26 protein-coding genes are annotated in these 19672 nt (G+C 68.4%); 14 read left to right on the forward strand and 12 right to left on the reverse strand.

Going from position 1 to position 19672, the window contains the following annotated elements:
* Window positions 1-3 precede the first annotated feature (3 nt).
* Window positions 4-1116 (forward strand): FecCD family ABC transporter permease, encoded by a 1113-nt coding sequence (locus tag J2753_RS02270; RefSeq protein WP_209490061.1) that lies wholly within the window; start codon window positions 4-6, stop codon window positions 1114-1116.
* Entirely contained in the window at window positions 1113-2030 is a 918-nt protein-coding gene (locus tag J2753_RS02275; protein WP_209490063.1) for an ABC transporter ATP-binding protein, read from the forward strand. Before J2753_RS02270 ends, J2753_RS02275 begins: the two co-directional genes overlap by 4 nt.
* Window positions 2031-2038: 8 nt before the next feature.
* Here J2753_RS02275 and J2753_RS02280 read toward each other — a convergent pair whose 3' ends face one another.
* Both J2753_RS02280 and J2753_RS02285 read right to left on the reverse strand, forming a co-directional pair.
* Window positions 2039-2779, reverse strand: a complete 741-nt coding sequence (locus J2753_RS02280) for a hypothetical protein (RefSeq protein ID WP_209490065.1) — start codon at window positions 2777-2779, stop codon at window positions 2039-2041.
* Window positions 2780-2822: 43 nt separating this feature from the next.
* Window positions 2823-3881: a glutathione S-transferase family protein gene (locus J2753_RS02285; protein WP_209490067.1), complete on the reverse strand. Its 1059-nt coding sequence runs from the start codon at window positions 3879-3881 to the stop codon at window positions 2823-2825.
* A gap of 111 nt (window positions 3882-3992) precedes the next feature.
* Here J2753_RS02285 and J2753_RS02290 point away from each other — a divergent pair, with 111 nt between their 5' ends.
* Window positions 3993-5108: a hypothetical protein gene (locus tag J2753_RS02290; RefSeq protein WP_209490069.1), complete on the forward strand. Its 1116-nt coding sequence runs from the start codon at window positions 3993-3995 to the stop codon at window positions 5106-5108.
* On the opposite strand, the gene J2753_RS02295 is transcribed toward J2753_RS02290, so the two are convergent.
* The 3 genes from J2753_RS02295 to J2753_RS02305 form a co-directional block, all read right to left on the reverse strand.
* Complete coding sequence (locus J2753_RS02295) at window positions 5105-6013, reverse strand: thiamine-phosphate synthase family protein (protein WP_209490071.1); 909 nt, start codon at window positions 6011-6013, stop codon at window positions 5105-5107. The genes J2753_RS02290 and J2753_RS02295 overlap by 4 nt on opposite strands.
* Window positions 6010-6600: a dCTP deaminase gene (dcd, locus tag J2753_RS02300; RefSeq protein WP_209490073.1), complete on the reverse strand. Its 591-nt coding sequence runs from the start codon at window positions 6598-6600 to the stop codon at window positions 6010-6012. Before dcd ends, J2753_RS02295 begins: the two co-directional genes overlap by 4 nt.
* A gap of 106 nt (window positions 6601-6706) precedes the next feature.
* The gene (locus tag J2753_RS02305; protein ID WP_209490075.1) at window positions 6707-7423 is read right to left on the reverse strand and encodes a YIP1 family protein; all 717 of its coding nucleotides are present in this window, start codon (window positions 7421-7423) and stop codon (window positions 6707-6709) included.
* 85 nt (window positions 7424-7508) lie between these two features.
* On the opposite strand from J2753_RS02305, the gene pth2 reads away from it, so the two are divergent.
* From pth2 to J2753_RS02355, 10 genes are all read left to right on the forward strand, one after another.
* Complete coding sequence (pth2, locus tag J2753_RS02310) at window positions 7509-7847, forward strand: peptidyl-tRNA hydrolase Pth2 (protein WP_209490077.1); 339 nt, start codon at window positions 7509-7511, stop codon at window positions 7845-7847.
* 91 nt (window positions 7848-7938) lie between these two features.
* Window positions 7939-9372 carry a tRNA pseudouridine(13) synthase TruD gene (gene truD, locus J2753_RS02315; RefSeq protein WP_209490079.1) on the forward strand — a complete coding sequence of 478 codons (1434 nt, stop codon included), beginning with the start codon at window positions 7939-7941 and terminating at the stop codon, window positions 9370-9372.
* A 72-nt stretch (window positions 9373-9444) separates the two neighbouring features.
* Entirely contained in the window at window positions 9445-10197 is a 753-nt protein-coding gene (locus J2753_RS02320) for a DUF2103 domain-containing protein (RefSeq protein ID WP_209490081.1), read from the forward strand.
* 54 nt (window positions 10198-10251) lie between these two features.
* Complete coding sequence (locus J2753_RS02325) at window positions 10252-10521, forward strand: 50S ribosomal protein L37ae (RefSeq protein WP_209490083.1); 270 nt, start codon at window positions 10252-10254, stop codon at window positions 10519-10521.
* A gap of 4 nt (window positions 10522-10525) precedes the next feature.
* Complete coding sequence (locus J2753_RS02330; protein ID WP_049981803.1) at window positions 10526-10660, forward strand: DNA-directed RNA polymerase subunit P; 135 nt, start codon at window positions 10526-10528, stop codon at window positions 10658-10660.
* Entirely contained in the window at window positions 10657-10917 is a 261-nt protein-coding gene (locus tag J2753_RS02335) for a KEOPS complex subunit Pcc1 (RefSeq protein ID WP_209490084.1), read from the forward strand. Before J2753_RS02330 ends, J2753_RS02335 begins: the two co-directional genes overlap by 4 nt.
* Before the next feature lie 24 nt (window positions 10918-10941).
* Complete coding sequence (locus J2753_RS02340) at window positions 10942-11781, forward strand: proline dehydrogenase family protein (protein WP_209490086.1); 840 nt, start codon at window positions 10942-10944, stop codon at window positions 11779-11781.
* 119 nt (window positions 11782-11900) lie between these two features.
* Window positions 11901-12566, forward strand: a complete 666-nt coding sequence (locus J2753_RS02345) for a DUF502 domain-containing protein (RefSeq protein ID WP_209490088.1) — start codon at window positions 11901-11903, stop codon at window positions 12564-12566.
* Window positions 12567-12689: 123 nt separating this feature from the next.
* A complete protein-coding gene (locus J2753_RS02350) occupies window positions 12690-13190 on the forward strand; it encodes a YqaA family protein (protein ID WP_345777176.1) in 501 nt (166 codons plus the stop codon).
* Between the two features lie 45 nt (window positions 13191-13235).
* Complete coding sequence (locus tag J2753_RS02355; protein WP_209490092.1) at window positions 13236-13970, forward strand: creatininase family protein; 735 nt, start codon at window positions 13236-13238, stop codon at window positions 13968-13970.
* On the opposite strand, the gene J2753_RS02360 is transcribed toward J2753_RS02355, so the two are convergent.
* The 6 genes from J2753_RS02360 to J2753_RS02385 all read right to left on the reverse strand — a co-directional run bounded on the left by J2753_RS02360 (window position 13971) and on the right by J2753_RS02385 (window position 18129).
* A complete protein-coding gene (locus J2753_RS02360; RefSeq protein ID WP_209490094.1) occupies window positions 13971-14387 on the reverse strand; it encodes a DUF5790 family protein in 417 nt (138 codons plus the stop codon).
* Between the two features lie 140 nt (window positions 14388-14527).
* The gene (locus J2753_RS02365; RefSeq protein ID WP_209490096.1) at window positions 14528-14968 is read right to left on the reverse strand and encodes a dihydroneopterin aldolase family protein; all 441 of its coding nucleotides are present in this window, start codon (window positions 14966-14968) and stop codon (window positions 14528-14530) included.
* 47 nt (window positions 14969-15015) lie between these two features.
* Window positions 15016-16056: a DUF5305 family protein gene (locus J2753_RS02370; RefSeq protein ID WP_209490098.1), complete on the reverse strand. Its 1041-nt coding sequence runs from the start codon at window positions 16054-16056 to the stop codon at window positions 15016-15018.
* On the reverse strand, window positions 16056-16559 hold the full coding sequence (locus J2753_RS02375; RefSeq protein WP_209490100.1) for a hypothetical protein: 504 nt from the start codon (window positions 16557-16559) through the stop codon (window positions 16056-16058). The genes J2753_RS02370 and J2753_RS02375 overlap by 1 nt, the downstream gene beginning before the upstream one ends.
* Window positions 16556-17557 carry a signal peptidase I gene (locus J2753_RS02380; protein ID WP_209490102.1) on the reverse strand — a complete coding sequence of 334 codons (1002 nt, stop codon included), beginning with the start codon at window positions 17555-17557 and terminating at the stop codon, window positions 16556-16558. The genes J2753_RS02375 and J2753_RS02380 overlap by 4 nt, the downstream gene beginning before the upstream one ends.
* 23 nt (window positions 17558-17580) lie before the next feature.
* Entirely contained in the window at window positions 17581-18129 is a 549-nt protein-coding gene (locus J2753_RS02385) for a hypothetical protein (RefSeq protein WP_209490104.1), read from the reverse strand.
* 190 nt (window positions 18130-18319) lie between these two features.
* Here J2753_RS02385 and azf point away from each other — a divergent pair, with 190 nt between their 5' ends.
* Window positions 18320-19114: an NAD-dependent glucose-6-phosphate dehydrogenase Azf gene (azf, locus tag J2753_RS02390; protein WP_209490106.1), complete on the forward strand. Its 795-nt coding sequence runs from the start codon at window positions 18320-18322 to the stop codon at window positions 19112-19114.
* Here the strand turns inward: azf and J2753_RS02395 are convergent, their stop codons facing one another.
* The gene (locus tag J2753_RS02395) at window positions 19115-19588 is read right to left on the reverse strand and encodes a redoxin domain-containing protein (protein WP_209490108.1); all 474 of its coding nucleotides are present in this window, start codon (window positions 19586-19588) and stop codon (window positions 19115-19117) included.
* Between the last annotated feature and the right edge of the window lie 84 nt (window positions 19589-19672).

A 19672-nucleotide genomic window follows, 5' to 3' on the forward strand; every position in this document is an offset into this window, starting at 1 on the left:
CTGATGGGGCGAGTACTCGACCGACTCGCGGCGCTGCGTGCCGCCGGAACCGACTGGTACGCCACCTCCAAACTCGCGCTCATCGTCGTCGGCAGCGTCGCCGTCCTGCTCGGGTCGACGATACTGCAGGTGAGCTTCGGCGCCTACCCGCTGACGCTGGGCGAGGCCTGGCAGACCGTGTTCGACGCGGAGATCCTGTTCAACCCCGAAATCTGGCGGTGGACGTTCCTCGGCGCGGACGTGCCCGAGTGGCTGACCCGCCAGCAGGTCATCGTCTGGAACCTCCGGCTGCCCCGCATCCTCGTCGGCGCCATCGTCGGCGCGAACCTCGCGGTGTCGGGTGCGTTGTTTCAGATCATCACGCGCAACGAACTCGCCAGCCCGTACATCCTCGGGGTCAGCGACGGCGCCGGCCTCGTCGTGCTGCTCACGCTGACGACGTTCTACGGCCTCATGCCGTTCCTCCCTATATTCGCCGCGGTCGGCGGCGCGCTCGCGTTCCTCCTGGTTTATGCCATCGCCTGGAAGAACGGCACCAGTCCCGTGCGGTTGGTCCTCGCTGGCGTCGTCGTCGGTACCGTCTTCGGCTCGGTCCAGCGCGCGCTGTTTTTCTTCATCGACGACCTGGGGGTCGCGATGTCCGCACAGGCGTGGCTTTCCGGCACGCTGATGAACGCGGGCTGGGAGGAGGTCCGGATCGCGCTCCCGTTCACCGTGCTCGCGATGGCGCTGGCCTTTGCCGTGACACAGGAGTTGGACGTGCTGTTGCTCGGCGAGGACCGCGCGGACTCCCTGGGGATGCCCGTCGAGAAGATGCGGTTCGCCATCGCCGGCATCGGCGTGCTCTCGACGGCTGCGGCCATCGCCGTCGCGGGCCTCATCGGCTTCGTCGGCCTCATCGTCCCGCACATGGTGCGGAACATCGTCGGCAGCGAGTCGAAACTGCTGCTGGCTGGCTGTCTGTTCCTCGGGCCCGCGCTGCTGGTCAGCGCGGACGTGGGCGCGCGGCTGGCGCTGAGCCCCGTTCAGCTTCCGGTTGGGGTCATCACCGGCATCGTCGGCGGCCCGTACTTCCTCTACCTGATGCGCAAGAAGACGAATCTGGGTGAACTATGAGCGACGGGTCACTGCGGAACGGCCGAGAACCGGACGACGACGCCGCGGATCGGTCCGCGAGTAGCACGGTGACCAGCACGGAGACCAACCCGGAACCCACCGCGGGCCCAGAAGCATCCGACTTCTCCGGGTCGGACCTCGTCGTTGGCTATCCCGGGCTGGAGACGCCGGTCATCGACTGCGAGTCCGTCGCCGTCCCGCCGGACGCGGTGACGGCACTCATCGGCCCGAACGGGAGCGGGAAGAGCACGTTGTTGAAAGGACTCGCGAACAAGATTTCTCCCGACGACGGGACGGTGCTGCTCGACGGCCGGACCATCGAGGAGTTCGGCTCGAAGGAACTCGCTCGGACGCTCGGGCTGCTCTCTCAGGAGAACGCCGTCCCCTCGGGCGTCTCCGTCGTGGATCTCGTCGAACGGGGCCGATACCCCCACACGGGCTTTTTCGATTCGCCGGACGAGTCGGATCTGGCGGCCGTCGACGAGGCGATCCAGTTGGCCGGCATCGACCATCTGCGCGACCGGGACGTCGACAGCCTCAGCGGCGGGCAGAAACAGCTCGTCTGGATCGCGATGGCGCTGGCCCAGGAGACGGACGTGCTACTGCTCGACGAGCCGACGACGTTCCTCGACCCCCACCACCAACTGGAGGTGATGGAGATCGTCGAGACGCTGCGCGACCGGGGCGGCATCACGGTCGTGCTGGTGCTCCACGACATCAATCAGGCCGCGCGCTACGCCGACCACGTCGTCGCGCTCAAAGACGGGTCAGTGTACGCCCGCGGCGATCCCGGGGAGGTCATCACGCGGGAAACCCTCGCGACGGTGTTCGAAATCGACGTGGACGTCGTCGAAACCCAGCACGGGACGCAAGTGATCCCGCTGGATCCGCTCCACGACGACCACCCGGCGTAACGGGCGGCTCAGGCGACGAGCAACAGGACGCCGAGCGAGAGCGCGACGGCGCCGACCGCCAGACCGGCAAGCGACGTACTCGCCATCCGCCGGACGGTTCCGACGGGCGAGCGATCCGAGACCACCAACGGATCGACGCCGGCGGCGGTGACTCGACCGACGACGGTCACGTCGTCGCCCGGCGTCGCGCGCTGCTCACTGTACCGCCGCGTGCCCAGCGAGAGCGCACTTGCGACGGCGCCGACTCCGAACGGTCGCGCGTACCACACCGTCGTCGTCGGAACCGCGTCAGTCCGGGCCTCGAAGCCCGCGACGCGCTCCGGCGGTGTCTCCCCCGGCGCGACCGTCGCGACGACCTCCCGGCCCAGCGTGACCGTCCGGGTCGGCTCGACCACGTCGACGACGCCCTCGGGAGTCCGGAGGCGGAACGGCACCGAGCCGGCGCGCTCGTGGATCGTCACGAACCACGGGAGCAGATACAGGCCGAGCCGACGCTCCTCGACGGCGTAGCGCAGCGCCAGCGACTCACGCCCGGAGAATGGTGCCGTCAGCGTCCCTTCGTCGCTTGCTTCCGCGGTGCCGTCGAGGCGAACGAGCGATCCCGGAGGCGCCCTGGCGAGCGAATCGGTCGGCGTGGCGCGATAGACGGCCACGGCGCGCCAGACGTACCGGAGACTCACGAGGAGGACGACGGCGCCGACGACGAGCATCGCCGCGCCGAATAGGTCGGACGTGGCAGGGAGGGCCATACCGGTCGTTCCGACCGGCCGGGGCAAGGAACTGGTGGTCGGCTTACTCGAACAGCGTTGCGGGCGGGCCGCCAGGGAGTTCGTCGCGGCTGTGGGGCTCGGTGAAGTCGATATCCGGACCCACCGCGACGATTCGCTTGGGGTTGATGTCGCCGTGGCTGACGTAGTAGTGCCGGGTGATGTGGTCCATGTTCACCGTCTCAGGGACGCCCGACTCACGGGTCGTTTCACTCCCCGTTCGTCCGTCCGACGAACCCGAGGGTTCGCCCGGGGTCTGGTAGAGATCTTTCGTGTACCCCCAGAGGTTCGGGTACTCGTGGATCGCCCGGCGGTTGCACTTGAAGTGGGTGTGGTAGACGTGGTCGAATCGGACCAGCGTTGCGAACATCGCCACGTCCGCGAGCGTCAGTCGCTCGCCGTCGCCCGCCAGATATCGCTGCTCGGCCAGCACGCCCTCCCAGTGGTCGAGCGCGTCGAACAGGTCATCGACGGCGTTCTCGTAGGCCGCCTGCGTGCCCGCGAAGCCGGCGCGGTAGACGCCGTTGTTGATCGGGTCGTAGATGGCGTCGACGATCTCGTCGATCTCTTCTCGAAGATCCGCGGGGTAGAGCGAGGCGTCGTTACCGTCGAACGCGGTGTCGAGCATCCGCATGATCTCGCTCGACTCGTTGTTGACGATGGTCTCCTCCTGCTTGTCCCAGAGGACCGGGACGGTCACGCGACCGGTGAATTCGGGGTCGGCGTCGGTGTACACCTCACGCAGGTAGTCGTGGCCACCGAGCGGGTCCGGGTGCTCCGCGGAGAACTCCCAGCCCTCGTCGTAGCGCTCTGGCTGGACCAGCGAGATGCTGATGTCGTCCTGCAGGCCACGAAGCTGTCGGGTCATCGCCGCGCGGTGGGCCCACGGGCAGGCCCGGCAGATGTACAGGTGGTAGCGCCCCGACTCGGCAGGGAACTCGGTGGACTTCGGTGCCTCGCCCGCCGCGGCGACGCTGCCGTCGAGCCAGTTCCGGAAACTGGTCTCCTGGCGGTCGAACTCCCCCGCCTCGTCCGTGGACTCGTACGCGTCGGTCCGCCACTCGCCGTCGACGAGCATGTTCATGGGCGTAATTGGGCGCCTCGCCGGATAAAGCGAGCGCCACCGGGCCTCAATGGGGCTGGACACTCCGAGCAGCGGGAAAGAGTATTGTCGTCGGCTCCAAAATGGGTCGCCGTGCGCCGTCGCGTGCTCGCCGTCGTGCTGCTGCTCGTCGCCGGCCTCGCCGGCGCGACAGTCGCGGGGTCGTCCGGCGCCGAGCAGGCGAGCGCGCCTCCGGCCGACCAGTTGGTCGCCCCCGACGGCACCGAGAGCTACGTCTGGCCCTACACCAGCCGCCACCGGTCGACCGAGGGGCGGACGCTCGCGCTCAACGTCGTCGTCCACGGCGAACCCGACCGAGTCAGCCGGGCGTTCACCGCCCGCTCCGACGAGAACTGGTCGCAGGTCGACCCGAACGCCACCGTCAGCGTCTCGCCGTGGCGCCCGGCCCACGGCTCGGTTCGCTACTCCTACGTCAGCGGCGACCACGGGGGCTCGGGCGAATGGATCCCGCCGGCCTACCAGCTTGCGGTTGGCACCTACTTCGGCGAGCGAACCCACATCCGAGCCTACCCCAGCGCGTCGGGCAACTGGACCGCGCTGCAGGCCCACACGGAGTACTGGGACTGGTTCCGCCTCCGTCACACCGTCACGGGCGTCGAACCCGGCGCGGCGTTCGTCGAGCGGGATCTGGCCGACGAGCCGTTCGTCGCCGACGTCTCGCGGGCGACCCACGGAAACACGGGTGGTGGCAGCGACGGCTCGTGGCTGGTCGTGGAGTTCGCGTCGGCCGCGCTGCTTGCGGCTGCGGTGCCGCTGACGACCCGGCGCCTCCAGCGCGCCGACCTCGCCGTTGCCGCGGCGCCGCTCGCGGTCGTCGTCGGCGTCCGCACGTGGGGTCTCGCCGCCGAGGCAGTCGCACCCGGCGTGAACCCCAAACTGTTCGTCGCGATTGGCTACCCCGTGCTGGCTGCCGGACCGCCGCTGCTCGTGGCTCGGTTTGCCCGCGGGCGGCCGCCCGTCCGTGCTGGGGTGCTGGCGCTCGGGAGTCTGACTATCGCGACCGTGCTGGATCTGGGGTTCGTCGGCGTCGCCGACGTCCCAGCACGGATCGTCCAGCACCGCGTCGCGCTGGCAGCGGCGCTCGGCGTCGTCGCGTTCGGCGCAGCGGAGAACCACCGGCGCGTCGTCGCCGCCGGACTTGCGGCGTGGGCGGCCGCGCTGGCCGCACCACTCTTCGGCCTGATCTAGCGCAGCAGCGTCTCGACGACGGCGTTCGCGACCGTCGGGGCGTCCCGGCCGATGACGTAGGTGATGGGCTCGACGCCGTGTGCGCCGGTCTGGTAGAGCACGAACGGCTCGCCGTCTTCGAGGTCGGCGCCCGCGACAGCCGTCGTAACGGCGTCGGCTGCCTCGGTGTCGAACTGAACCGTCGTGTAGCCCGCGTCGGCGAAGGCGTCGACGATATCCGCGTCGTAGACGACGTTCACCGCGGCGCTGGCGTCGGAGCCGGCTTCACGGGCCGCCAGCAGGATGCCGGCGACGTGCTCGCTGACGCCGAACGCCGGGTCGCCCGGCACCGTCGCGCTGCCGCTCACGTCGACGATCCGACCCGGCACCGCGGCGACATCCTCGATGCCGGTAGGATCCGGGAGCGCCTCGACGAGGTTCGTGCCGACGTTGGGGATGAGGTCGGCGAATCCGGAGACGTTCGTGAGCACGCGCAAGCCCCGGCGGACCGACGCGAGCACCTGCTCGCTCGTGCGCAGCGTCGACTCGGCGTCGTGGACCGCGAACGTGGCGTCGGCCTCGGCGAGTTCCGGGACGGCTTCCTCGTGGAGGCGCGCGAGCAGGTCGCCGTCCTCCAACTGCCGGATCAGTACCTCCGCCTCGACCAGCGCGCCGACGCGGCTGAGCGTCCCGTCTGCCAGCCCCTCGGCGACGCGGTCCGTGAGTGCTGTGACTCGCTCGTCGCGTTTCACGTCCGGGTGGCCCTCGACCTCGCCGTGGGCGTACTTCGAGACGGCCGACTGGCTCACGCCCAGCAGGTCGGCGACTTCGGCCTGTGTCAGCCCGCGCTCCCGCAGGCGCTCGGCCAGCATCGCCCGATAGGTCGGGAGGAAGGCGTCGACGACGACCTCCTCGACGAACTTCATTCGTCGCTCCCCGTGAACTCCGGATCCGTGCCGATCCGGGAGGCCTGTGGGCCCGACTGGTTCTGGTACTTCGAGTCGCGCTCGACGCCGTAGGGGCGCTCGGCGGGCGAGGAGAGTTCGGTGAAGATGAGCTGTGAGACCCGCATCCCCGGCGAGAGCGCGACCGGCGCGGTGCCGAGGTTCGAGAGTTCCAGCGTGATCTGGCCCTCGTAGCCCGGGTCGACGATGCCCGCGGTGGCGTGAATCACGACCGCGAGGCGGCCAAGCGAGGAACGGCCCTGCACGGTCGCGATCAGGTTGGCGGGCACCTCGACGCGCTCCTTGGTCGTGCCGAGCACGAAGTCGCCGGGGTGGAGGATGAACTCCTCGCCCTCGGGGACGGTGGTCTCGGTGACGTAGTCGCCGACCTCCTCCTCGCGGTTCGGATGGATACAGGAGATGTTCGTGCGCTGGAACTCGAGGAACTCCTCGCCAAGCCGGAGGTCGACGCTCGCTGGCTGGATCTGCTGGTCTAAGTCCTCGATGGGGTCGATCACGAGGTCGCCAGCCTCCATCCGGCGAAGGATGTCGCGGTCCGAGAGGATCATACCCGAGATGCAGGGCCCGGGGGTGCCTAAACACGACGGTCCACGAGTCGGGCACCGGGCTGAGCGTTCACACGGGAGCGCCGCCGGGGACGCCGCGAACAGCGGCTCAGCCCAGTTCGAAGACGAACCCGATCACGGTGAGCACGCCGACGATGACCCCCGCTGTCGACGCCGGAACGTCGTGAGCCTCGGCCAGCCCGAAGATCCGGATCGCGCCGGCCCAGACCGCGACGACTAGCACCGCCACGATGCCGACCACCTCGATACCCGAGATCGCCGACTGGAGCACCGCGATGGCGTTCTCGGGGTTGTTTGGAACCGAGACCGACTGGAGCCGCTGGATCGTGAACCCGAGTACGGCGACGAGTCGGAGGAGGCTCGGCGCCATCCCCCAGCCAGCGACCGTCGCCACGTCGACGAAGCGTCCGGACCCGCCCGCCATCGAGCCAGCGACGTAGAGCACGCCCGCCTGAATCAGCCACCAGAGCGGGACGAGCACGACTGACGCCGGCGCGAGCCACGAGAGTTCGTCGGCGACCATGGCGCCGAGGTTCCGCTCGACGGTTTTGGGCTCGTCACAGCCCGAGAGCGTGTTCTCGAACGTCGAGCCCTCGCAGAACGAGTCGCCGGGGTAGGCCGGGTTGTCGACGGTGACCGTCGTGTCCAGCGCGGCCGCGAACTGGTCGATGAGCACGGCCATCCCGGCCGCGACGGCGACGGTGACGACGGCGACGACGATGGCCGCGTGGGCCAACGGCGGCGAGCCGTCGTGCTGTTCGAAGTACCGATCCGGTCGGAGGAGGGGCGTTCGGGGACCAACCATCGTTCTATCGTGAGCCTCGCGGAACAAAGTCGTTTCTCCCCGGCGGTCCCGAAGCGCTTTCCCGCCGGCCGCGGGAGAGCCGGGTATGAAGCAGGCGATTGTCGCGCGGACCGACATCGGGATGGGGACCGGAAAGCTGGCCGCACAGGTGGCACACGCCTCGCTCTCGGCCTACGAGGACACCGACGAGCGCACCAGAAAGGCCTGGAAGGGCGAGGGCCAGAAGAAGGTCGTGCTGAAAGCCAGCGGCGAGGATCAGCTGTTCGAGCTTGCCGACCGGGCCGAGCGGAAGGGGCTGCCGAACGCGGTGATCCGCGACGCCGGCCACACCCAACTCGACCCGGGGACGGCGACGACTGTCGCCATCGGCCCCGGCGAGGACGAGATAGTCGACCGCGTGACCGGCGACCTCTCGCTGTACTAGCCGCCACCACGTCCGTCGTCGCCGAGCCCGAAACCGCGTGCTGCATCGCCGACGGACAGGGTTAACTCCGGAGCCGGGGTACGTTCGCACAATGCGAGAGGCCCACCCCCGCGAGCGCACGGTCGGCGTCGAGTGGTACGTCAGCGACGCCGACGGCGTCGGCGGCCGTCTGCGGGATCGACCCGAGGATTTCCGGGTCCGGGAGCTGGAGGCGTTCGACACCGAACCCACCGACAGCGCCGACGGCGACTATCCCTACCTCGTCCTGCGGGCCACGCTGCGGGGCTGGGACACCAACGATTTCGCGAGTCGACTCTCGGACGCGATGGGCGCCTCCCGAGAGCGGATCGACTGGGCGGGCACGAAGGACAAGCACGCCGTCACGACCCAGCTGTTCTCGGTCGCCGACGCCGACCCCGAGGAGATCCCGGAGATCCGCGACGCCGACATCGAGGTCGTCGGCCGCGCCGGCCGGCATCTCTCCTACGGCGACCTCGCGGGCAACGCCTTCGAGATCACGGTCCGCGACCCAGAGGACCCCGAAAACGCCGGCGGGATCACCGATCAGCTCCGGGAGTTCGCGGGCGACGCCGGTGGCGACGGGGACCGAATCGGCGTCCCCAACGTCTTCGGTCACCAGCGCTTCGGCAGTCGTCGCCCCGTCACCCACGAGGTCGGACTGGCCATCGTCCGCCGGGAGTGGCGCGACGCGGTGCTCGCGTACGTTGGCAACCCCGCCGAGGCCGAACCTGAGGACACTCAAGTGGCCCGGGAGTTCGTCGACGAGCAGGCCGCGAGCGACGACCCCGACTGGGACGCCTGCCTCGACGAGATGCCCGGCAAACTCGGCTACGAGCGCTCGATGCTCCACCGGCTCCGGGAGCGGGAAGCCGGGAGCGGGTCCCCGAGCGCGGGCGCCGATGATGAACCCGACGTTCCCGAATCGCCGAGCGATTCGGGAGCCAGTCAGACGGAGTCTGACGTTGGTCCGTGGCGCCACGCACTCGAAGCCGTGCCGTCGAACCTCCAGCGGCTGTTCGTCAACGCCGCGCAGTCCTACGCGTTCAACCGGATCCTGAGCGAGCGACTCGAACGGGGGCTCCCGTTCCACAAGCCGGTCGCCGGCGACGTCTGCTGTTTCGCCGACACCGACATCGACGCCGTCCGGAAGCCCGACCCCGACCGGGTCCAGCGCGCGACCGAGAGCCGCGTCGACGTGCTCGCGCGCCACTGCGAGCGCGGCCGGGCGTTCGTGACCGCGCCGCTGATCGGCACCGAAACGGAGTTCGCCGACGGCGAACCCGGCGAAATCGAGCGCGAGGTGTTCGACGACCTCGGACTGGAGCCGGAGCTGTTCGACCTGCCCGGCAACTTCGAGTCGACCGGTACCCGGCGGGCGATTCTCGTTGACACGGAGATGGCGGTGTCTCACGACCCGCTCGCCTTCGAGTTCGCGCTCCCCTCCGGGTGCTACGCGACGACGGTGCTCCGGGAGTACCTCAAGACCGACCCGATGGAGCTGTAAGTCGGTCGCATCCCGGGACGGCGACGGCGCCGCAAGCGCGCCGCTTTTCCCCGCCAGCCGCCACGTTCCTGCATGGACTGTCGGCGGTGTGGCACGGACCTCCCGCGGCCGGGTGACTACTGTCTGGCCTGCGACACCGCCAACTGCGACGCCGTCGTCGTCGCGTTCGAGCGCGACCGCGCGACGCTCACGTTCCTCCGGGACCCGCCCGACCACGCCGAGGACGAGGAGCCCGAAATCGTCGGCGAGACGACCATCACCACCATCCCAGAGGAGGGCCCCGAGGCCGAGGTAGTCGAACTCCGGAACTTCGCCGGGAAAGTCGCCGACGAGATCCGGCGCAAGCGGCCCGAGGAGGTGTACGCCGCCGGGGCCCGGGAACCGCTCCGGGAGTGTCGTGCGCAACTCCACCACCAGTTCTACCGCGTGCCCGACGAGGACCCCGTCGAGCGCGTGCGGAGCCAGCGCGGCGAGCGGACCCTGGAGGTGGTCGAGACGCCGCCCGACGAGAAACTCGGCGGCTCCCACAGCACCCTCATCGGCGGCCGGGACGGTCGCGACGTGGTCAACACCGTCGCCGCCCACCCGAACGTGAAGAAGCTGATTCCCGGCCCAATCGAGGCCGGGGGCGGCGGCGCCCGCGGTGGCGTGCGTGCGAAGGCGACCCGCGCCGGCGGGAACGGGAACGTCCGCCTGCTCATCCGTGACGGCTCCAGCGTGCAGGAGAACCGCGTGGTAACGACGGCGATGAACCGTGAGACGGGGGAACGCGTCAGCGAGGCGCTGAACGAGGCGCTGGTCGAGGCAGGGTTCCAGCAGGGCTGATCGGCGACGCGACTCGCAGGGTTTTTGTGCGTACTGGGGCTACTCACCTCCACTATGGCTGAACAGAAGGCACGGTCCATCGGCAGCGCCGGTCGGTTCGGCGCGCGCTACGGGCGGGTCTCGCGACGACGCGTCTCGGAAATCGAGGCGGCGATGGAGAACGCCACGGTCGACGGCGACTCCGTCAAACGCATTGGTACGGGCATCTGGAAGAACGAGGAGACCGGCGAGACGTTCACCGGCGGCGCCTACCGGCCGGAGACGCCGGGCGGCCGCTCGGCGCAGCGATCCATCCGCGCAGCACTCTCCGAAGACAACGAGTAGACCGATGAGCTACAAGTGTTCCCGCTGTAAGCGCGACGTCGAACTCGACGAGTACGGCGGCGTGCGCTGTCCCTACTGTGGCCACCGCGTCCTGCTGAAGGAGCGCGGCGGCGACGTGAAGGAAGTCGACGTGAAGTGACGGCGACCCACACCGCGACGCTGGCTGTTACGCACGACTCTTCTGCCCGGGCGAAACGCGTCTTCGAGAGCCTCGACCCCGAAGTCGGCGGCGTCGACGACGACCGTGCGGGCGCGAGCGTCGCCCGCGACGGCCGGACCGTCGAGGTGACCGTCGAAGCGGCCGACCTCAGCGCCCTCCGGGCCGGCACGAACAGTTGGAGTCGGCTTCTCTCGACGGCCGAAGCGGTGACGGCGGCCGGAGCCCAACGGTTTTAGGCGCTGCACGGGAACTGTAACGGTGTGATACCTCCGATCGCCAGCAACTTCGTCGCCGGTGAGAGCCCAGCGACGGCGCTCGATCACGTCGCCGCTCGGAACGCCGAGGGCGTGAACGTGATCCTGAACCTTCTCGGCGAACATTACGACGACCCCAGCGCCGCCGCCAGCGACGCGACGGCCTACCGCGCGCTAGTGCGGGACATCGCCGACAGCGACGTCGACGCCTGCATCTCGGTCAAACCCTCACAGCTCGGCATCGACATCGGCGAGGACGTGTTCACGTCGAACTACCGCTCGGTCGTCGAGGCCGCACAGGACGCCGGCGTGTTCGTCTGGTGTGACATGGAAGACGCCGACACCACCGACACGACCCTCAACGCCTTCGAGGAGTTGGCCCGGGAGTACGAGGGCGGCGTCGGGCAGTGTGTCCAGTCGAACCTCAAGCGCACCAGCGACGACCTCGAACGCCTCGCCGACGTGCCCGGGAAGATCCGCCTCGTGAAGGGTGCGTACGACGAGTCTCCCGAGATCTCCTACAAGGAGAAGTCGGCGGTGAACGAGCAGTACCGCGAGGACCTCGAGACGCTCTTTGCCGACTACGAGGGGAAGATCGCCGTCGGCAGCCACGACCCACAGATGATCGAGTACGCCCGGGACCTGCGCGAGGAGCACGACCGGGAGTTCGAGATCCAGATGCTGATGGGGGTCCGGCAGGACGCCCAGCGCGACCTCGCCGCCGATGGCGAGGAGGTCTGGCAGTACGCGCCCTACGGCGACAAGTGGCTCTCGTACTTCTACCGCCGGGTGCGCGAGCGCAAGGAGAACGCGCTGTTCGCGGTGCGGGCGGTTCTGGGGATCTGAACCGCGCCCCGCACGCCGCGCCTGCTGAGCACTGCTCCGCTCCGCCCCGATCCACCCTACTCCGTCGACGACCGTCGGAGCGGTACGGCTTTACTTCTCGGGGCGACACGTCAGGACGAATGAGCCGGTGGAAGCGCGACTTCGCGAGCGGCCTGATCGTCGTCCTCCCAGTGTTCGTGCTGCTGTTGATGCTGCGGTGGCTGATCGGCCACCTGCTGGCACTGCCGCTGAGCGTCCCGCCAAGCCGGATCCCGGCGGAGTGGATCCCGCGGCCGATCACCGTCGAAGCCGCGGCGCTGGCTCTGGAGTTGGGGCTCACGCTGGGGCTGTTCCTGTCGGTCACGCTCGCGGCGGGCTACCTGATGCGCACCCAGTTGGGCAAGATCGCCGAGGGGTTGTTCGACGACGTCGTGAACCGCGTCCCCGGCGTCCGGGTGCTGTACAACGCCTCGAAGCTGGCCGTCGAGACCGCAGTGTCGGGTGCCAGCGACCTCCAGCAGCCCGTGAAACTGGAGCCCTGGAACGGGATGCGGATGACTGCGTTCAAGACGGGTCAGAAGACCGCCGACGGCCGCGAGGTGCTCTTTCTCCCGACGGCGCCGAACATCACGACCGGCTACGTGATCGAGGTGAAGCCGACCGACTACCAAGAGACCGACGAGAGCGTCGAGGAGGCGCTGACTCGCGTGCTCTCGGCGGGGTTCGGCGAGTCCGGCAGCCCGAACGAAATAGAGATCCCGGTGACCGAGGAGGGGAAACCCCGCGATGGCTCGGACGACGCGTGACTCGCGTGCTACTGAACCTGAAGACTTAGGTCGTCGGGCGGCCGAAGGATGACCGTGTCACCGGTCCCCGGTCTCGGCCCACTCGCCTTCACCCTCCTCCAGCACACCGCTTCCGAGGGCGGGATGCTCAGTTCGCTCGTCGAGACGGCGACCGGGCCGATGGGCCTCGTCGCGATCTTCGTCTACTCGTTTCTGATCGCGTTCGCGCTGCCGGGCGTGAGCGAGATCGTGCTGGCGGCGCCGCTGGATCTGGGGCTGGGCCGGACCGGACGGCTGGCGGTGATCATCCTCATCTCCGGTGTCGGGAAGGCCGCCGGGTCGGTGTTCGCGTTCCACATCGGGCAGGAGGCCAAGGAGTCCGGGCCCGTGACCCGGGTGCTGCGGCGCTCCCGGTTCGACGTGGTCGAGTGGTCCGAGAAGAAGGTGGTCGTGCTGGCCCAGAAGTACGGCTACGGGGGGCTGGCGCTCGCACTCTGCGTGCCGACGTTCCCCGACACGCTCTCCATCTACGCGTTCTCCGTGCTCGAGGAGGACTACTACCGGTTCGCGTTCGCGACGTTCGTCGGGAGTGTGGGGCGCCTGCTGGTGACGCTCGGCGGCGTCGCAGTGATCACTGCGTTCTAGCGGGCGACCCACAGCCTACAAGCGCCACGCCCCCCAGCAGCCGGTATGCGCCTCGCAGACGCCACGTGGACCGACGTTCGCGACGCCGACGCCGACCTCGCCGTGCTCCCCGTCGGGTCGACCGAGGGCCACGGCCCCCACGCACCGCTCGGGACCGACAGCCTCGCCGCCGAGGCCATTGCCGAGGCCAGCGCCGACGCCTACGAGAAGGGGACCGGCGAATCGGTGCTCGTGGCGCCGACGATGCCGGTCGGGATCAGCGAGGAACACCGCGCGTTCGACGGCACGCTCTGGGTGTCGCCGGATACGTTCCGCGACTACGTCCGGGAGGTCGTCGAGAGCCTCGCGGCCGGCAACGGCCCGGACGGGGTGGTGCTGGTCAACGGCCACGGCGGCAACGTCGACGCCCTCCGGGAGGTCGCCGCCCGCCTCACCCGCGACGAGACGGCGCTCGTGGCGCCGTTCACGTGGTTCGAAGCCGTCGGCGAGCACAGCAGCGACATGGGTCACGCCGGCCCGCTGGAGACGGCACTGCTGCGGCACGAACACCCAGAACTGGTGCGGGAGGATCGGGTCGACGACGCCCGCGAGAACGGGAGCGAGCGCTGGGGGGACTGGGTCTCGGGCGTGAACCTCGCGTACGACAGCGACCAGTTCACGGAGAACGGCGTCGTCGGCGACCCCGACGAGGGAGATGCGGCGCGCGGGGCCGAATTGGCCGAGTTAGCGACCGACGCGCTGGTGGACCTGCTGGAGGCGGTTCGGGAGCGGACTGACTGACTACTCCTCGTCGTCTTCCTCTTTCTCGCTCTCGGCTTCCTGCAGCGCCGAGCGGAGTGCCGGGAGCGTGCCTGCGAGGTCGCTCACGTCCGCGTGGGCGTCCTCGATGTCCTCCAGCAGGGCTTCGAGGTCGTCGATTTCCGCCTCCAGATCGTCGGCGTCCTCGAACGCGTCGGCACGTTCGCCCATCACGTACTGCTTCTTGGCCGCGCGGAGGTGGTCGGCGGCGTCGCCGGTGTCCAGTGCGGACTTGAGGGAGTTGAGCGCGCCGAGCGTGTTGTCGGCCTCGACGTCCCAGACCGCGTCGGCGGCGGGCAGCGCCGCGCGGGCGTCCGCGAGGTGGCCCTCGACCTCGCTGCGCATCTCCGCGGCGGCCTCGCCGAACAGGTCGTCCTCGTCGAACGTGGTCTGACTCATGCGGGCAGATTGCACACGCGCAGGGTAAAAAGATCGCCACAGGGTGTAACTGAAACTCCGGGCAGGATCGGTTCAACCGGGCGTTCAGTCGGGGGAACCCGATCAGTTTCACCGCGCCCCGTGGCGGGGGCTGAGTCAGGCTACTCCTCGACTGACTGAAGCGTCATCAGCGGGTAGCCGTCATCCATCTCCATGCGCGTGTGGACGGTAGTGCCCTCGTACTCGATGCGCATCTCGACCTCCATCAGCGAGCCTGTGAGTTCGGTGTACCCACCGGGAGACGTTTCCGCTCGCTCGTCGTCCTCGCTCGCGGAACTGCGACTCCCCTCGCCCCGTTCACTATCGCTCTCGGGACCCTCCTCGTGGTCGATGGCGTCGGCGACGCGGTCGTCGAGGATCGACACCTCGACCGACTCGCAGTAGGGTTGGTTCTCGATGGACTCGGCGATTGCCGTCTCGAGGCTGCGCGTGCTGGCGGGCGAGACGGGCGTCCCGGCGAACTGATGGTAGAGCGAGCCGAACTTGATGCCGGCCTCGAAGCAGGCCTGCTGGGGGTCGGTGGGGTCGGTGGGATCGGACATGGGCGGGACTGGGCGTGGGCACGGGAAAGCCGTGTCGGGACCGGGGCTCAGTCTTCGTCCGGCGTCATCGGCGTGGTCCAGGGGTCTATTGACCCGTGGTAGTAGACGACCGGCCCGTCGATGACCGCGTGGGTGTTCAACTCGGAGTCGTAGATCACCCGCTTGTCCTGGTCGATGGCCACGTCGACGAGGTCCTCGACCGACGCCATCGCGACGCTTCGTTCGGCGACCTCGCCCCGGAGCGACCCCTCGGAGATCCACTCGGCGTACCGATCCCGATGGATCCGGTCTTCGAGCGTCCGCCACTCCTCCTTGCGACGGTAGAGTACGAACACGACGACCGACGAGAGAAGCGCGACGACGCCCACCGCCGCGGGAACCCCGTACGCCAAGCGGTTCCGCGTCGGCAGCGTCGTCGTCCGGGTTTCGGTCGTGCTCTCGCGGTTCTCGACTGCGAACGAATCGAGCGTGTACGTCTGGCCGGAGAGGCCGAGCGGCCGCTGCTGGGTGAGGGTACCCGAATACCGGTCGCTCTCGTAGGCCGTCGTCAGTTCGACCGAGACGGACAGCGAGCCCGCGGAACCGACCTCCTCGGAGACCGGGGCGAGCCGGTCGATCAGGGCCGGGATGTCGAGCGTCGTCGAGGCGTTCGCCACACCGGAGGTGGTACTGGCCTCCTCGTCGACGAGCACGCGGGTACGCTCCCAGAACACCTCACCGTTGCGAGTAGCCTGCATCACCAGCACGAGCCGGTGTTGCACCCGAACCGACTGGTCGGCAGGGACGGCCGTCTCGACGCTGAGCGTGAGGTTCGGCATCGTCTGTGTGAAGTAGACCGGCTGGTTCTCGACGCGCTGGCCCGACTGGTACATCGCGCTGTCTCCGGTGACGACCGCGCTCGTGTCGACGGCGGACTCGAAGCGCTGCTCGTGGGTGTGGTCGGTCACCGTCGTCGTCGGTGGGTTGGTGTACACCCAGCCGGCGCCAGTCAGTGCGATGACGGCGACGACCGCGAGCACGACGGCGATAGTCCGCCCGTGCTCGGCGACGAAGAGTTTCGCCCGCGGGATGCCCGGTGTCAGCGCCATCAGTTCACCGGCACGCTCCGATCCGGAGCCGTGACCTCGATTCCGTTGCCCGATGCGTTAACGTGGAAGTAGACGGTTTCGGTTGAGAGAGTGCTATCGTTGGCTATCTCGATCTCCACTGTTTGGGTCGCCCCTGCGGCGAGGCCGAAGGAGGTCTCGTTCCCGGCCACGGTGTCGCCGACCACGAGGTCGCCGATATGGGTGGAGTCGTCCCTGAGGCCGACCGTGACTGTCACGTCGGTACCGAGGCGGTTGGTGACGTTCACGAGCGGTTCGGTCGCGTTGACGTGGACCGCGTCGGCGGTGTCGAGCGCGTGGGCGGCCGACGCGTCGTCGGTGACGTTGACGGCGCCGTTCCGATCGACTTGCGCCGTATCGAACGAGGCTGACCCCGCCCCGGCGCTCCCGAACGCGGCGACGACGATGATCGCGACACCCGCGATCAGGACGAGCGTCGGAATCGTCCGGTCCGACCCGCGTCGGCGCGAGCGGCGCCCGCTCATCGGCCCCCCCGCCAGTTCGGCCGCCGCTGCGAGCGGCCGAACCGAAGCGGCTGTTTCCCGTCGAACAGCACGGCGTACACGAGGAAGATCGGCGCGAACAGTGCGCCGACCGTCGCGCTCGCTGCGAGCACCGGGCTGGTCGTGTGGAGCGACCGAACGACACCCTCCGGAAGGACCGCCGGGTATCGATAGACGGCGAGTGAGGCGTCATGGGTGCCGTGTGTGTCCTGCGGGGGGATCCGTAGCGTCGCCGAGACCGCCGTGGCGTTGGCCTCGTGTGCGGTCACCGTCGCCCCCTCGGTGTCGAGCATCCGGTAGGTGAACGACTGGGACGGGACCGAGATCAGTAGCTCCTCGGTCCCCGGTTCGCCCACGGTGAGCGTGTTCGCGCCGCCGCCCCCGCCGTCGACGGCGACGAAGGTCATCTCGTGGGTGACCGCGCCGGTGAGGAGGATGCCGACCGCCGCCAGCAGTGCCACGACGAGCAGCGGGTGGGTCACGTCGCTCACGCGAACGACCGAGCGCTCGGGCCGGTCGGCGTCACCGGCGTCGTACAGCATGCTACCGACGACGAGTAGCCCGCCGATAGCGGCGACGAGCAGCCGGTTCCCGGCCAGCAACGAGGCCACGACCCCGAGGTTCGGGATGGTGAGCGGTTCGCCACCGACAGTCAGCACCGTCCCGACGATGTCCTCGCGCTGGACGTAGGGGTAGCCGGTGGATTGGTCGGTCACGTCGTTGTTGTCGCCCTTGGTGACGAACCCCGCGTCGGTGCGGTCGACCACCCGGTGGGTGACGTACTCGTCTCGCTCGGGCGAGTGAAAAACGGCGATGTCGCCCTGCTCGACCGCCCCCGAGACGACGACGTAGCCGTCGTTCACGTCCAGCGTCGGCTCCATGCTGTCGGAGTAGACGTACGAGACGTGGATCGGCGAGGCCGGCGCTGTAAGTGCGACCGCGGCGAAAATTGCGAGGACGACGGCGAGGCGTTTGATCACGTGTTACGAAAATCGGGGTCCGTTTAGATCGAGATCGTCAGGGTCCCCGAGAGGTTGGTATTGGTGTCAAGCCCGTGCGTGTCAACGACCACGACGACGAAGACGGTCTGCCCCGAAGAGAGGGTAGCCGATGCGGACGTTCCTTCCTCGTCGGCAGTACCGAGCGACGTACCAGAACCGTCGTAAACGTGGAACTCGATGTTTGCGCTGGCGTCGGTGTCCGCGCCAGTGTAGTCAAGCGAGAGACTATGGCTCTCGGCGTCTTGGTTGGTGATGTTGAACGCGTAAGACTCGTTCCCGTTGTTCGTATCACCGATCTCGAACCGCGAATCTGTGTTCACGCCGCTTGCACTACCTCGTGTGAAATCAACGGTCACTGCGCCGGTGCTGTTCTGCTGGACAACCCCGGAAGACGAGTTAGCCTGAATGCCGATGAGACCAACGTCGTCAGTGACCACGTTCGCACTTGAAGCACGGTCGACGTTTGCTGTCGTGTTCGCACTCGCTGCGAACGCCGCCGACGAAGCGATCATCAGTACTACGAGCACTCCAACTTTGAGTTTCGAACTCATTACACTGGGATGCAGCCGTGGAGGTTGATATATACTACTTTCCTATTATCAACTATGATTTCTTACATGATTGTTGAATAGCGGGTCTCGTAGAAGTTCTATCGCAGAACTACCCCGATCTTGGAGAGATCGCTACTCGCCGGTGTCGGACCGCACCGTATTTACCCCCGCTATCCACATATTCACCCGAATGGACGACCCGGTCCTGCTGACGGGTGCCGGCGGCCGCGTGGGGCAGGCCATCCTCTCGCGACTCGCCGACGAGTACGACTGGCGGCTGCTCGACCGGGAGCCGATTCCCGAGGAGCGCCGACACGGCGTCCCCGAGTCGGCATCGTTCGTCGCCGACGTGACCGACGACGCCGCCGTCGCCGACGCCGTCGCCGGCTGTGGCGCCGTAATCCACCTCGCGGGCGATCCGCGCCCCGACGCACCGTGGGACTCGGTGCTCGCGAACAACATCGACGGCACCCAGACAGTGTTCTCCGCTGCCGTCGACGCCGGCGTCGAAAAGGTGGCCTTCGCCTCCTCGAACCACGCTGTCGGCGCCTACGAGACCGACGAGCGCACGCCAGAGATGTACCGGGCCGACGACGACTACCGCCTCGACGGCGAGGAACTCCCGCGCCCCTCCAACCTCTACGGCGTCTCGAAAGCCAGCGGCGAGACGCTCGGGCGCTACTACCACGACCACGCGGATCTGGACGTTGTCTGTGTCCGCATCGGGAACCTCACCGAGGGCCACCCCCCGCGCGAGTACGAGCGCGGGCAGGCGATGTGGCTCTCCCACCGCGACTGCGCGCACCTGTTCGACCGGTGTCTGGCGGCCGACTACGGCTACGAGATCGTCTACGGCATCTCCGACAACGACCGGAAGTACTACTCCATCGAGCGCGCGAAGGAGGTGCTGGGGTACGACCCGCAGGACAACTCCGCGGAGTACACGTTCGAGGGCGAACCGAAAAACGACCCCGCTACCGAGTAGTTACGCCTCTTCTACTGCCGCGATCACGTCCTCGTAGTCGGGTTCGTTCGTCGGATCGTCGGCGACCCACGAGTACGTCACTGTCCCGTCGTCGTCGAGCACGAACACCGCGCGGTTCGCGATGCCGTACAGGCCGAGTTCGGGGATGTCCATCTCCAGCCCGTACGCCCGGATGGCGTCGCCGGCCATGTCGCTCACGAGGTCGAACTCGAGGCCGTGTTCCTCGCGGAACGCGCCCTGTGAGAACGGCGAGTCGGCGCTGAGGCCGAACACCGTCGCGCCGGCGGCCTCGAACGCGTCGAGATGCTCCTGCAGCGCGACCATCTCGTTGGTGCAGGGCGGCGTGAACGCGCCGGGGAAGAAGGCGAGCACGACCGGCCCGTCCCCGAGGTGGTCGCCGAGGTCGAACGCCTCGTGGTCGCTCGTCCCGTTCGTCGCCGAGAACACTGGTGCTGAGTCGCCGGTAGTAACCATCGGGAGTCAGTACGGGCCAGTGACACTTAAACACGGAGCCGAACGTGGGCGGGACGAACGCCTATGTCGCCGGCCGCCCAGGTT

The organism is Halolamina salifodinae (assembly GCF_017874235.1).
Classification (GTDB): Archaea; Halobacteriota; Halobacteria; order Halobacteriales; family Haloferacaceae; genus Halolamina; species Halolamina salifodinae.